The organism is Hyphomonas sp., from assembly GCF_046313735.1.
Lineage (GTDB): Bacteria > Pseudomonadota > Alphaproteobacteria > Caulobacterales > Hyphomonadaceae > Hyphomonas.
In genome coordinates this window covers 1-13,271 of sequence record NZ_JBKBXW010000041.1, presented here as the reverse complement: position 1 = coordinate 13,271, position 13,271 = coordinate 1, and the positions used below count along the sequence as shown (strand labels likewise).

At 65.3% G+C, this 13,271-nt stretch carries 12 protein-coding genes; 5 read left to right on the top strand and 7 right to left on the bottom strand.

The genetic code is table 11. The features are described 5' to 3' along the window. Positions 1 to 166 precede the first annotated feature (166 nt). Complete coding sequence (locus ACK4SV_RS15470; RefSeq protein WP_409918746.1) at positions 167 to 892, top strand: alpha/beta fold hydrolase; 726 nt, start codon at positions 167 to 169, stop codon at positions 890 to 892. Here ACK4SV_RS15470 and ACK4SV_RS15465 read toward each other — a convergent pair. Both ACK4SV_RS15465 and ACK4SV_RS15460 read right to left on the bottom strand, forming a co-directional pair. Continuing rightward, positions 876 to 1,457, bottom strand: a complete 582-nt coding sequence (locus ACK4SV_RS15465) for an energy transducer TonB (RefSeq protein WP_409918745.1) — start codon at positions 1,455 to 1,457, stop codon at positions 876 to 878. The two genes, ACK4SV_RS15470 and ACK4SV_RS15465, sit on opposite strands and share 17 nt — an antisense overlap. A gap of 143 nt (positions 1,458 to 1,600) precedes the next feature. Next, positions 1,601 to 4,228 carry a response regulator gene (locus tag ACK4SV_RS15460; RefSeq protein ID WP_409918744.1) on the bottom strand — a complete coding sequence of 876 codons (2,628 nt, stop codon included), beginning with the start codon at positions 4,226 to 4,228 and terminating at the stop codon, positions 1,601 to 1,603. Positions 4,229 to 4,419: 191 nt separating this feature from the next. Here ACK4SV_RS15460 and ACK4SV_RS15455 point away from each other — a divergent pair, with 191 nt between their 5' ends. Continuing rightward, positions 4,420 to 6,279 carry a DUF885 domain-containing protein gene (locus ACK4SV_RS15455; RefSeq protein ID WP_409918743.1) on the top strand — a complete coding sequence of 620 codons (1,860 nt, stop codon included), beginning with the start codon at positions 4,420 to 4,422 and terminating at the stop codon, positions 6,277 to 6,279. Further along, positions 6,252 to 6,920 carry a YceI family protein gene (locus tag ACK4SV_RS15450; protein WP_409918742.1) on the top strand — a complete coding sequence of 223 codons (669 nt, stop codon included), beginning with the start codon at positions 6,252 to 6,254 and terminating at the stop codon, positions 6,918 to 6,920. The genes ACK4SV_RS15455 and ACK4SV_RS15450 overlap by 28 nt, the downstream gene beginning before the upstream one ends. Here ACK4SV_RS15450 and ACK4SV_RS15445 read toward each other — a convergent pair. Both ACK4SV_RS15445 and dksA read right to left on the bottom strand, forming a co-directional pair. Continuing rightward, positions 6,898 to 7,959, bottom strand: coding sequence for a FliM/FliN family flagellar motor switch protein (locus ACK4SV_RS15445; protein ID WP_409918741.1), 1,062 nt, complete (start codon positions 7,957 to 7,959; stop codon positions 6,898 to 6,900). The genes ACK4SV_RS15450 and ACK4SV_RS15445 overlap by 23 nt on opposite strands. Positions 7,960 to 8,250: 291 nt before the next feature. Next, positions 8,251 to 8,667 carry an RNA polymerase-binding protein DksA gene (gene dksA / locus ACK4SV_RS15440; protein ID WP_409918740.1) on the bottom strand — a complete coding sequence of 139 codons (417 nt, stop codon included), beginning with the start codon at positions 8,665 to 8,667 and terminating at the stop codon, positions 8,251 to 8,253. Between the two features lie 303 nt (positions 8,668 to 8,970). Between dksA and ACK4SV_RS15435 the strand changes: the two genes are divergently transcribed. Then, complete coding sequence (locus ACK4SV_RS15435) at positions 8,971 to 10,278, top strand: hypothetical protein (RefSeq protein WP_409918739.1); 1,308 nt, start codon at positions 8,971 to 8,973, stop codon at positions 10,276 to 10,278. A gap of 5 nt (positions 10,279 to 10,283) precedes the next feature. Here the strand turns inward: ACK4SV_RS15435 and ACK4SV_RS15430 are convergent, their stop codons facing one another. Genes ACK4SV_RS15430 through flbT form a run of 3 tightly spaced genes read right to left on the bottom strand, consistent with a single transcriptional unit; the run spans position 10,284 to position 11,638 of the window. Continuing rightward, positions 10,284 to 10,934, bottom strand: a complete 651-nt coding sequence (locus ACK4SV_RS15430; protein WP_409918738.1) for a MarC family protein — start codon at positions 10,932 to 10,934, stop codon at positions 10,284 to 10,286. A gap of 12 nt (positions 10,935 to 10,946) precedes the next feature. Beyond that, positions 10,947 to 11,258: a hypothetical protein gene (locus ACK4SV_RS15425; protein WP_409918737.1), complete on the bottom strand. Its 312-nt coding sequence runs from the start codon at positions 11,256 to 11,258 to the stop codon at positions 10,947 to 10,949. Beyond that, positions 11,258 to 11,638 (bottom strand): flagellar biosynthesis repressor FlbT, encoded by a 381-nt coding sequence (flbT, locus tag ACK4SV_RS15420; protein WP_409918736.1) that lies wholly within the window; start codon positions 11,636 to 11,638, stop codon positions 11,258 to 11,260. Before flbT ends, ACK4SV_RS15425 begins: the two co-directional genes overlap by 1 nt. Before the next feature lie 427 nt (positions 11,639 to 12,065). Between flbT and ACK4SV_RS15415 the strand changes: the two genes are divergently transcribed. After that, positions 12,066 to 12,938 carry an AAA family ATPase gene (locus tag ACK4SV_RS15415; protein ID WP_409918735.1) on the top strand — a complete coding sequence of 291 codons (873 nt, stop codon included), beginning with the start codon at positions 12,066 to 12,068 and terminating at the stop codon, positions 12,936 to 12,938. Positions 12,939 to 13,271: the final 333 nt, after the last annotated feature.

Here is a 13,271-nt window from a genome sequence, read left to right as displayed (position 1 = left end):
CCATTCAGACCTGCGCCAGAACCCCCGCGTGCGGGCCTTCATGGATCATCTCGGCCGGCGCCTGTCTCGGGCCAAGTCACGTTTTGCGGGCGGCTGACGCGGGGGCGGCATTGCGGCGCCAGTCCGGTACGCTACTCTTGGCTCGCTGTAAGCGGGAGGCGAGACATTGATTCTGTTCGTACACGGCGTTCCGGATACACCGGTCCTCTGGCAACCGCTGATTGCGGCGCTGGGGCTTGGGCCGGAAGACTACCGTGCGCCTGCCCTGCCGGGATTTGGCGTGCCGCTGCCGCAGGGATTCCGTCCGGACAAGGACCAGTATGCCACCTGGCTGGTCGGCCAGATGGAAGCCGCCGGAAAACCTGTCCACATCGTCGGCCATGACTGGGGCGCCCTGCTGACGCTGCGCGCAGCCAGCCTGCGGCCAGATCTTGTGGCCAGCTGGTGCGTGACAAATGCGGTGATCGATCCGGAATATTCCGGCCACAGAACAGCCCGCATGTGGGCAACCCCCGTGCTCGGCGAACTCGTCATGCTCGGAATGCGCAACCAGCCGCGCCTTCAGGCGGCCCTGATCGAAGGCGGGATGCCGGCAAGCCTCGCTGCCGAAGAAGTGCCGCATGTCGACAAGCGGATGCGCCAGTCGATCCTCGGGCTTTACCGCTCCGCCATCGGCCTGCGTTTCCGGGGCGAATGGGTAGATGACCTCGTCCGCCTGCCCGCGCGCGGACAGCTTTTCTGGGGCGAAACCGATCCTTTCGTGGATCTGAGTGTCGCGGAGCGTTTCTCAAAACGCTGGGGCACGCCGCTGCATGTCGAGCGCGGCGCTGGCCACTGGGCCTGCCACGAACGCGCCGAGGCCTTCGCGCGCGTACTCAGCGCCTTGTGGTGACGAACCGGTCGTAGGCGGCAACTTCCTCGGCGTCCTGAGGTTCCAGTCGGAAAGCAAACCGCAGCTGGGCGCCGGGCACTTCGACTGCCCGCCCCCGTTCCGTGACAGGCTCGAACCGCGAGCGGCGCACATGATCTTCAGCCGTGGCAACCAGCAGTGGGTCAGTGCATGACGCCCGGACCCGCCGGGTCTCGCCCGTCCGCGCCGCGTCGAACGTCACGCTACAGTCGCCCTCGATCCCGGCGGCCTCTGCGGCGGGCGGATAGGCAATCGGGTGGATGGACAGGTCAAACACCGGCATCAGCCGGGGCCGCGCGTAATTTTCACCATAAATGAATTCCGGGTCCCGGATCGCAAGTTCCGCATTGGTGCGCAGTATCGTCACCGGGAAATGCTCGAAACAGGACAGGCCCCTCAACGCCAGCTGGTCGAGCAGTTCCGCCGTGCGGCGAGGCTCGCGCCGCTCGAACATGGCATGCTCGGCCTCCAGGAAAACCGGATAGGCCTCCGGCGAGAACGCCGTCTCAAGGCAGGGCTCAAAACTGGCCTCATCTGCGCTTTCCACCGCAGGCTCCTGTGGATTGCCGGGCACTGGAGAGGCGCCCGCCCCAGACGCTATTGCCACGAGAGCCGCCGCCATCAAACCTGCGCGCATGCGTCCTGCTCCACTACCGGATCAGCGGGACGATGGCTCCGCAGCCATCAAAGTCAAGCCGCCGGCGCTTCGGCTTCCTCCGGCTCGGCCCCGGCCCGCAGGGTGCCGAGTTCCAGCTTGATCCGCTCGGCCAGCTGGCGCGTCGTAAACGGCTTCGGCAGGAAGGAAACTGATCGGTTCTCGTCCAGCTGCCGGGCAATGTCCCGCTCGGCATAACCGGAAATGAAGATCACCCGCGCATGGCCCAGATAGTCCTTGGCTTCGCGGATCATCGCCGGTCCGTCCATGCCGGGCATGACGACATCGGAAATGACAAGATCGAACTGTCCCGCCTTGTCCTTGAGGATTTCGAGGGCTTCCTCGCCGTCCGCCGCATCATCGACCTCATAGCCCCCGCTGCGCAGGTGCCTGACAGCGATGGAGCGGACACTGTCCTCATCCTCGACCAGCAGGATCCGTCCGCGCCCAGACATATCCATCCGGCGCGCCGGCGACGGAACGAGCTTCGTCAGCTCCGCCGGCTCCGGGATTTCCTCCGCCTTCAGGGCGGGCAGGTAGATATAGAAAGTCGTGCCCTTGCCGACGGCCGATGTGACATCGATGTATCCGCCGGACTGTTTGATGATCCCGAACACGGTCGCAAGGCCAAGCCCGGTGCCATGGCCCTTCTCCTTGGTGGTGAAGAAAGGCTGGAAAATCTCGTCCCGGATTTCCCGCGGAATTCCGTGCCCGGAATCCTCGATCTCCATCAGCAGGTATTCGCCCTCTTCCACATAGGAAAAGCCGCGCTCATGGGCATGCTGGGCCGTCGCCCGCGATGTCCGGATCTTCAGCGTTCCGCCGCCGCGATGCGAAATCATCGCGTCACGCGCATTGACCGCAAGGTTCAGGATGGCGGTTTCCAGCTGGTTCCGGTCCGCCTTCACCCAGGGCACATCCCGGCCATGCTTGATGTCGACCTCGATCCGCTCGTCCACCATCTGGCGCAGGAGGATCGCATATTCGGACATGAAGTCGCTGAAGTTGAACATTTCCCGCCGGAAGGTCTGCACCCGCGCATAGGCCATCAGCATACGCACCAGTTCGCTTGCCCGCGCGGTCAGCTCATAGATCGAGTTGATGTTCTCATAGGACGGATCGCCGACCGGATGCCGCTTGATCAGGGCATCATGGTTGAACAGCACGCCCTGCAGCACATTGTTGAAATCATGCGCCACCTTGCCGGCAAGCTCACCGATCGAGCGCATCTTCTCGCCCTGGGCGAGGCTCTTTTCGAGAATGCGCTGCTCTGTGATGTCGATGACATAGGCCACAGACGGGCGCCCGCTCGAGCCCAGCGTCACGAACACGCTGACATGTTTCGCCTCGTCCCCGGCAGTCGTCAGCGCAACCGGCTTGTCGATTGCCTCGACCAGAAGTCCGGTAACCGCTGTCTCGCCCTCTTCGGAGGTGAAGAGATCGCCGAACCGCGTGCCCGGCGTTGCCCGTCCGGACGTAATCTCCATCAGGGCCCGGTTGGCATCGAGGATGACCGCGCCGTCGACACTGTCCCCATCCAGGCGCACAGCGCCAAAGGGCGCGTCGTCGAACATCGGGTCGCCATCGGGGCGCAGCGGGCGCGAGGCGCGCTGGAAGGAGAAGCGCTCCTCGCCGCCATTCATCACCTGCGGGTTGGCGAGAATGATCGTCCGGCCGCTCGCATCCGCGCCGCGCCCGCTCCAGCTGGTGATCGCCTGCACCGGGATCTCCACCCCGTCGCGCGCGCGCAGTTGGATGTCAGCCCGCCCCGGCGCGCCGGACTTGCGGTCCCGGCCGAGCAGCTTGACGAATTCCGGGCGCATGATGTCGTCGGTCCGGATATTCTTTGCCGTTTCCGGCAGGCCGAGCAGCTCGCGCAGCCAGGCATTGGCATAAGTGATCGTGCCGTCCGGGCGGGCGGCGAAAAACCCCATCGGGGCGTCCTCGACATAGAGGGATTTGAGGTCAGCCGCGCCGGTCGCTTCCATCTGGCCGGCGATGCGACGGATGCGCCACAGCACGCGGCCCTTGCCGAGCTGCGAGACGTTGATCTCGAACTGGGCCGGCACCTGCTCGCTGCCGAAGGCAATCGGCGGCAACACTTCGCGCTTGGAGGCACCGGCTTTGGCCGCCCGCGCCAGCCGGTAGACCGGCGCCGCGAGGCCCGGGCTCGCCCCGAACAGCCGGTCCACGGTCACAGGTCCCGTCTCGGCCTGCCCGGCAATCAGGGCCAGTTCGGTCAGATCGCCATAAGCCTTGTTCGCCGCAACCGGCGCGCCGCCGGGATCGGTCACCAGCACGGCCTCATCCAGTGCCTCGATCCAGGTGTAGCGGGGCGCTGCCGCATCCGCGAGCCGGGCCGCTGCGCCGCGTTCCGGGAAGAGCCCGATGAACCGGCCCGCCCCCCGCAGCGTCCAGAGCAGGAAAACGAGACCGCCGGACGCCATCGTGATGAGCAGGATTGATCCGGCCGGGCCGGAAGCATTCGGCATCGCCAGCGAAATGCTGGCCGCCGCAATCGACAACAGGAGGCAGGCCCAGAACCCCAGCTGGAACAGGTCGACCTTGCGGGCCTCCCCGCTGCGGACGGCCTCGCCGCCGCCAGCCCCGGACGCACCCGGTACGGGGGCTGTCAGGTCGAGAAGGTCTGCGTCATGACTCATGGTTTACCGCCACTCCGACGGGCAGCCTCCTGCCGGGACCGCCCTTACCGATTGCGCTGCCGTCCTCATCCGACTCATGGAGAGGCCGCCTGCCAGAATAGCAAGTTTCGCATGCCAGTGGTTAACGAAAGCAAAAAAGGCGTTAATGCAGGTAGCAGACCTTGATGCTTCTGTAGAGGATTTCGCACATCATGACTCCATCCCGCCTCGTCCTGGCGGCAGCCCTGGCTGCCATGGCCGCCTGCGCCACGCCCGATGCCCCGCAACCATCCGCCCCCGCAGCAGTCACTGCAGAACAGGTTGCCGCCGAATCGGCCCGGCTGAATGCGTGGTTCGAGCAGAAATTTGACGAGATGCTGGCCCGCGAGCCGATGCGCCAGACCACGCTCGGCATGCGCGACCGATATGGCGAGTGGAACGATCCTTCCCCGGAGTTTGAAGCCGAGAGCCTCGCCATCCAGCAGGCGAATGTCGCCGAAATGCGCGCCCTGTTCGATTACGACAAGCTGGACGCGCAGTCCCAGCTGTCCTGGCGGCTGGCCGAGTATGAACTGGAGCGCGCCGAAGCGAACGCTCCGTTCCGCCAGCACCGGTACATCTTCAACCAGATGGGCGGGGTCCAGTCGTCCCTGCCGGCCTTCCTGGTGAACTTCCACCGCATCAACGACGCTGCCGATGCCGAGGCCTACATCTCGCGCCTGAACGGCGTGCCGGCCTATCTCGGCGGACAGGTCGAAAACGCCCGGAACGCCGCTGAAGCCGGCATCCAGCCGCCGCTGTTCGTCTATGATTTCGTGCTGAACGATGCCCGCGGCGTCATCACGGGTTATCCCTTCGATGAGACTGCAGATGCCCCCGACAGCCCGCTGATGGCGGACTTCCGCAGCAAGATCGACTCGCTCGTCCTGAATGATCGCCTGACCGAAGAGGCCGCTGCCGATCTGCTGGACCGGGCCGCCGACGCCCTGCGCGCAGCTGTCGGCCCGGCCTATGAGGCGGCCATCGAGGAACTCCTGCGCCAGCAGGCTGTTGCCACGACCGATGACGGCGCCTGGAAACTGCCCGATGGCGAAGCCTTCTATGCCGCCCGCCTGCGCGCCATGACGACCACGGATCTCACCGCCGAGGAAATCCATGAGATCGGCCTCGCCGATGTCGCCCGCATCCATGAGGAGATGCGCGCCATCATGGTGCAGGTAGGCTTCGAGGGCAGCCTCAAGGACTTCTTCGAGTTCATGCGGACCGACCCGCAATTCTACCTGCCCGACACGCCGGAGGGCCGCGAAACCTATCTGGAGGAGGCCCGCGCGGCCATCGCCCTGATGGAAGCGGACCTGCCGAACCTGTTCAACACCTTCCCGAAGGCGCAGATGATCGTGCAGGCGGTCGAGCCCTTCCGCGAGCGCTCCGCCGGCAAGGCGTTCTATTCCCGCCCTGCCCCGGATGGCAGCCGGCCGGGCATCTACTTCGCCAACCTCTACCGCATGGCCGACATGCCGACCTACCAGCTGGAAGCCCTCGCCTTCCATGAAGGCATCCCCGGCCACCACATGCAGATCGCGATCGCGCAGGAGCTGGAAGGCATCCCGCGCTTCCGCCGCTTCGGCGGCTACACCGCGTATTCCGAGGGCTGGGGCCTCTATTCCGAACTGATCCCGAAAGAGCTCGGCTATTATTCCGACCCTTATTCAGACTTCGGCCGCCTCGCGATGGAGATCTGGCGCTCTGCCCGCCTCGTCGTGGACACCGGCCTCCATGCCAAGCGCTGGACCCGCGAAGAGGCGATCCAGTACCTGCTCGACAACACACCGAACCCGGAAGGCGACGCCGAAAGCGCCATCAACCGCTATATCGTGATGCCGGGCCAGGCGACCGCCTACAAGATCGGCATGATCAAGATCCTCGACCTGCACGCCCGTGCCGAGGAAGCCCTCGGCGACCGGTTCGACATCCGCGACTTCCATGATGTCGTACTGAGAGACGGCGCGGTACCGCTCGCGGTACTGGAGGAGAATGTCGAGGCATGGATCGCACGCGAAGCAGCAGGCTGAGGTTTCAAGGCAGCCGGATCGGGGCAGCGCTCGCCTTCGGCGCGCTCGCCCTGACCGGTTGCAACTCGCTGGCCGCCGCACTTCTCACGCCAGCCCTCGACCGCGAGGCAGCGACCCTTCGGCCCGGAGACTTCCGGCTCGACACCGCTCATGCCGCCCTCCTCTTCCGCATAAACCATCTGGGGTTTGCAGATTATGTCGGCCGCTTCGACCGGTTCGAGGCGAGCCTCTCCGGCGACCCCGCCGATCCCGGCAGCGCAGAGGTGGAAGCGATCATCGACATTGCGTCGCTGAATGTCGCCAACCGGGACTTCGAGGCGCAGCTGACAGGCCGGGACTGGCTGGACGCGGCCAACCATCCGCAGGCCATATTCCGGTCCCGCAGCGTCCGCCTGACCGGACCGGCCAGCGCCGAAGTCGCCGGCGACCTGACCCTGCGCGGCCGGACGCGTCCCATAACACTGGATGTCCGCTTCAATGGCAGCGCCTATGACCGGCTGCGCGGCGCCGATGTGGCGGGCTTTTCCGCCAGCGCAGAAATCAACCGGTCGGAGTTCGGCATAGACCGCTATTCCGGCCTGATCACGGATATTGTCCGCTTCGAAATTGAGGCGGAGTTTATCCGGAATGGGCCGGGTTGAGGGCTCTCAGCGCCGGGCCTCGCCGGGTGATCTTCAGCGCCATCCGGTTGCCCTTGCGGCCGATCTCGGCCTCTGCGGCCAGCGTGCCATTCCGGTCACCGGAGATGAGCTCCACCGGCTGGTTCGCCGGAAGGCCCAGCATCAGCGTTGCGCCGGGGCGCAGCCCGGTCAGGCGCGAGAGCGGCAGGTCCACACGCGCCAGCCGCGCCGTCAACAGCACAGTCAGCGCGCCCGTGCCCGCAGCAGGCGCTGCGGCGGCAGCCTGCGGCTCCGGCGTTGCTGCGAGGAGGCCCGCCGGCACGATCAGCTGGGCCGGCCAGGTCTCGTCGCCGGCCCGGATCGACAGGGTCAGCTCATACTTCGCCCCCGGCGCCGCGATGGACGCGGCAAACACGGGGTCCGTCTCGATACCGGCAAAGGAATATTCCTCGCCCAGCACCCGCATCAGCGGCCGCGACAGGCCTTCCAGCAGCGCCATGTCGATCGGGCTCAAGGCTTGCGCGCGCGCCGCGCTGCTGCGCCCGCCACATGCGGTCTCGATCATCTTCTGGGCAATGCCCGGGCTCAGTACCAGCATCGCGGCGACATCGCCCGTCGCATCGGCGGCGCACACGATCGCCCCGCCCGGCTGCGCGGCGCGGCCCAGCGCGGCGTTGGAAGGCTTCGGCTCGGCGCGCTCCACCGTGATCGCCGCCGCAAGCCCGCACGCCTCGCGCATCATCCGGGACAGCCGCGCCGCAATCCGGCGGGCTTCAACGTCTGCCGCATCCAGCCCCGGCGCTGCGCCAGCGTTGAATTCCATGGGTTGCGGTTCGGGCGGCAGGTCCATGTCCGACAAGTCAGGCCGCAGCAGCGCCTCGATCTCCGCCGGGGTCACGATCCCGCGAGTTGTCGGCAGCGGGCGCTCAGGCTCGGCCCGCTCGCGCACAGGGGCTGGCTCCATCATGATCCGGCGGCGCAGGCGGGGCGAAACATCCCAGCTGTCGCCTGAAGGGTCAGGACGGGTTCCGGCGTCGGATAGGGAGGGCGCTGCGGTCATTGGGTCATTTTGCCTTCGCTCAGGTTAACGGCGCGTTAGGATTTACTGCCCGGCTGCGCAGATTAACGGGAGGCGGCATTTTGATTCACCCTGAAGGCCGGAATTTTTACCGTCTGCTCAGACCCGGGTAAGGCCTGATTCGGAAGTCCGGTGCATGATGTCCCCGTAGCCCGAAAGAAGCCTACACGAGACCGCCAAAGGCGTGGGAACCGGTGACTGGGAAAAAGGCGGCCTCCTGATTGGGAGTGCCGCCTTTTTTGTGTCTTGAAGGGTGCGGTTCAGGCAGCGGGATCAGTCGTCGCGCAGCGTGCGTTCCTTGCGCTCATGGCGCTCCTGCGCCTCAAGGCTCAGCGTCGCGGTCGGGCGGGCTTCAAGGCGGCGAATACCGATCGGCTCGCCGGTTGCCTCGCAATACCCGTAGGTGCCGTCATCAATCCGGCGGAGCGCCGCGTCGATCTTGGAGATCAGCTTGCGCTGGCGGTCCCGCGTGCGCAGTTCCAGCGCCTTGTCGCTCTCCGCCGAAGCACGGTCGACAAGATCGGGCAGCGATCCTGAATCACCCTGGAGATTGTTGATGGTCTGCTTCGCGCCGCTGAGAATATCAGCCTTCCACGCCTCGAGCATTCGCCGGAAATAAGCGAGCTGACGCTCGTTCATGAACTCTTCGTCTTCCGAAGGCCGGTAATCGTCGGAGAGATCAATGCTCATGGCAGACTCCACTACACGTTTGCGAGCCATATAGAGCGCCTCTCGATTCCCTGCAATCACTCTGACTGCGTTCCTAATCTCAATCTTTTCAGAGAATTACGACAATTTCGTGCCAAAGTGCTGTCAGTTTCGGCTCGTCTGCCGCGCATCCTTGCTGCAGAAGACTGCAAGTTGCAGACCAGCACTTGATCTTTGCGTGCCCCCTACGCTCTATGAAGCCACATTCTCCGCCATCGCCCCCTAACGTTTTTCGAGCTGCGAATGCGCCGTCAACGCAAAGAACGTTCACGTAAGGCCGGCTGGATGCTGGCAGTGATGTTCAATTCGCTGCTGATCCTGATGCCGGTGATCGGGGCCCGCGCTGTGGCCAACGCCTATGATGATCGCGGTATGTCGGAAAGCGCAGCCGATGCCCTTCGGCTCGCAACCGGAAGGATGCTCAGCGACCTCGCCCAGACCGGCCCGCGCGACGAGGACCGCAAGCTGCCCTACTGGCAGGACCGGATCGCCGCAGAGCTTGCCGGCCACGACATGGCCGCCGTCCGGGGATACCTGCTCGCCGCGCCGGAGATGCTGGGCCGTGAAGCCGGCGAGCAGATCCGCCTGCGCGCCGAGGCGGATCGCGGCGGCACAATGGATGAGCGCCTGACCCGCGCGGCTCTGCACAAGCTGCCGGAGCCGATCGCGCTGCGCATCGAGACGACCGGCCGGTTCCGGCCACCGGGCGGAGGCGCTGCCGCGAGCGCCCCCGGCGAACCCGCTGACAGCGATGCCGAGGCCGGCCTGCCCAGCCCCGAAACCGCCGGCACCGGCGAAGAAGACGCCGCTCCGCTTGCCGCCGAACCGGACGCACCCCAGGTGATCGCCGCCGGCGGCATGATTGCCGAGCAGGAACGCCGTTTCCAGCTGCTCGGCAGTTTTGCCGACCTCGCCAATCAGTCGCAACGCTGGCTGGACGGCGACCGGTCCGATGAACTCGTCGTCAAGCTGACAGGCCTGGGGCTTGTCCAGATTGACCATAGCGACGGGCTGTCGGAGTCGGCGGCCCTCGCCGTTTCCATCCTGAAATCCGCGCAGCGCTCCCAGCGCCTCACCCCGGCCTTCACCGATTACCTGACAGCGCGGGCCGATGCCGCCCTGCCCGACGAGGCCCTGATCGAAGCGCTGACCGAAGCCTTCAGCGGGCTTGCCACGTCCGAACAGCGCGCCGAGCGCGTGCGTGCGGCCTATGTCGAGACGACCCAACATGCGCGGCTGGACGAGCTGGAAGCCGACCTGCAGCAGATCCAGCGGATCGCCATGCGGACGAGCCCGAATGGAACGCTGACGATCCTGTCGGTGGTTGAGGATGGGGCGGACCTGCGCCGCGCGCGCCTGCTGACGGAAGCCGGTGGCGAGCGTCTGATTGTGCTGGTGCGGGAGCGCGGGCGCGATGCGCTGCGGGCCGCCGATGCCAGCATCAGCTGGAACCGCAACATGGTGCTGGAGATCATGACCCTGACGGCCGCAGGCATGCTCCTGTTCTGGCTGATGTTATCGGTCGTGCGGACCTACATCCGGCTGCCAAAGCCGAAGCCGGAGCCGCAGGGCACAGTGCCGGACGCCAGCTGACAGGGTCAGCCGATGTTGAACGCGCCCCGGATGCCATCGATGATGAGCTGTGCCGACAGGGCCGCAAGGATCACGCCCAGGATGCGTGTCAGCGCGCCGGCCACGCTCGCCCCCATCAGGCGCACGAGCGGCCCCGCGGCGAGGAAGATCACCAGCGTGATCAGCAGGTTCATGCCAATGGCCGCCAGCACGACGCCCTGATGCAGGATGCTCTGGGCCTCGCTCATATAGAACATGGCGGTGGCGATGGATCCCGGCCCGGCAATCATCGGAATGCCCATCGGGAAGACCGAAATATCATCCGGCTCCGGACGTTTCTGCTGCTCCTCGAGAACCTCTTCGGCCCGGTGCTCGCGCCGTTCGGTGCGTTTCTCGAACACCATGTCGAGCGCGATGAGGAACAGGAGCACCCCGCCCGCTGCGCGGAAGGCATCGATCGAGATATGCATCGCGTCCAGCAGCCAGGCCCCGCCGAACGCAAACATCAGCAGGATGATTGTCGCGACGAAGACCGATTTGACCGCCATTTTGCGCCGCCAGGCGGGCGTTCCGCGCGCGGTCAGGCTCGCAAAGATCGGCGCCACCCCCGGTGCATCGATCAGCACGAAGAAGGTGACGAAGGCGGCGGTGAAAAGGGAAATCAGCTCGGGCGACATGGCGCGCTGCCGCTAGGACCTGCGCGCCGCTGCGTCAAGGATTTCGCGCACGGCCGGGGCAACCTGTATCTCCGGCGGATGGCTGCGAAAGCGCGCGACATCCGCGCCGGAGGCTGCCTGCGACAGCAGCATCTTGTGCCCGCGCAGGCGCTGCAACAGGCCGTCGGCGCCGCGCGGCGTATCGGCCCGGGCAATGCGCCCGCCGCCGAGATCGACCGCGATGCCGTCGCCCTGTCCGGCCTCGAGCACGCGGATCGCCTCGTCAATACTCAACGTCCTTGCGGCCCCGCCGAAGCGGGCTTGCAGCGGGCTGCCATCGGCCATCATTCCGCCTCCCCGCCCGCCGCCTGCATCAGCTTGCGGCAACGGCTGAGCGCCTTGTAGAGGTCGCCGGCAACAACATCGGCGGAAATCTGCAGCACCTCGTCGCGGGCCTCCGGCATCTCGGCCATCAGGCCGGCCAGCGCCTCGGCGGCCTGCGAATAGCAAGGCCCGTCGACTTCGCCGAGGAGGTACATCTGCATTACGGCGAAATAGGCGCGCGCCGCCGGCGTCGACGCCTCGGCGGGGCTCAGGATATCCTTCTCACGCAGGATACGGGCCTGGGTCTCAAGCAGCAGCACGCCGCGCCGGTCACCATTACGGACCACGGCGCCGTTCACGACGAATGTTTCGCCCGGCTTCAGTGAAAGTTTCAGTGGCATCCCGTTCCGCCCCCCCGTTCCAACCGCATGGTTCGGATCGTGTGAAATTTGCACAAAGGCGTTAACGCTTGCTTGCCGGACATTAAGCCGCCCGAAATTAAGCCGATGAGTCAACGCTGTAACGCGGGGTCAGCCGATAAAGGTGAGTGCCATGCGCCCGTCATCTGACGGCATTGGATCATAAGTCCTGCGGTATCCGGGGTCTGGACAGCCGGCCCGGCTTCCCGTCCCGAACAGCGCGGCGCTCAGTTGAAGCTTGAGCCACTGTGGCGGCGCGCATGGCCAGATTTATGTAGCATGGGCCGCAACTTCCCCAAAGGAAATTCCATGCGGCAGCGCAGCACTTTCCTTCAGGTCAGCGCTTGCTCAGGCCCCGCCCGGCCTTATTGTCGGGGGTCGGAGTCAGAGGTTGAGAGGAACCGGGCGGATGCGTTTCGAAGGCACGAAGGATTATGTGGCGACAGATGACCTGCGCGTGGCTGTCAACGCCGCGATCTCGCTGGAGCGCCCCCTGCTGATCAAGGGCGAGCCCGGCACCGGCAAGACGGTGCTGGCGATTGAGGTTGCCAAGGCGCTCGGCGCCGAGCTGATCGAGTGGCACATCAAATCGACCACCAAGGCGAACCAGGGCCTCTACGAATACGACGCTGTCTCCCGCCTGCGCGATGGCCAGATGGGCGAGGAGCGCGCCAAGGACGTCAAGAACTACATTAAGAAGGGCAAGCTCTGGGAGGCGTTCACCGCCAAGAAGCGGCCCGTCCTCCTGATCGACGAGATCGACAAGGCCGACATCGAATTCCCGAACGACCTCCTGCAGGAGCTCGACCGGATGGAGTTCTTCGTCTACGAGACCGGCGAGACGATCAAGGCGAAGCAGCGCCCCATCGTCATCATCACCTCGAACAACGAGAAAGAACTGCCCGACGCCTTCCTGCGCCGCTGCTTCTTCCACTTCATCAAATTCCCGGACGAGCCGACGATGCGCGCCATCATCGATGTCCACTTCCCCGGCATCAAGAAGAAGCTCGTGGGCGACGCGCTCTCGACCTTCTATTCCATGCGCGAACTGCCGGGCGTGAAGAAGAAGCCGTCCACGTCAGAGCTGCTCGACTGGCTGAAACTCCTGATGAACGAGGACATCGACCTCGAAACCCTGCGCGAGAAGGACCCCGAGCGCCTGACCCCGCCGCTGCACGGCGCGCTCCTGAAGAACGAGCAGGACGTCGCCCTCTTCGAACGCCTCGCCTACCTCTCCCGCCGTCAGGACGGCGGCGGCGGCCGGCGAGGGCCGGCGGGGTAATCAACTATAAACCCGGTTTTCGTATTTGACATTGAACCGTCATGCTAGTTCGCTAACGTTTAGATTGAACGCACCAGCGATAGCGGACGCAAATGAGAACTTCCAGACTAAAGGGGTCTACCGGCGGTTCCTCTTCGAGCGGCCCGAGCCGAGACACGCTGAGCTGGTTTACCGACCGGCGGCCTGCCTTTGCACTCGATACGCCCTGTCTCGTGCTCTGCCCCCAACAAACTGGATCGTTTCGGCTTGGAGTTTCCGGTATCCTGGAACCTGGCTGGGAGGAGACAGAAGGATGCGAGCATCGAAGTTCACGGACGCGCAGAAGGCGTTCAT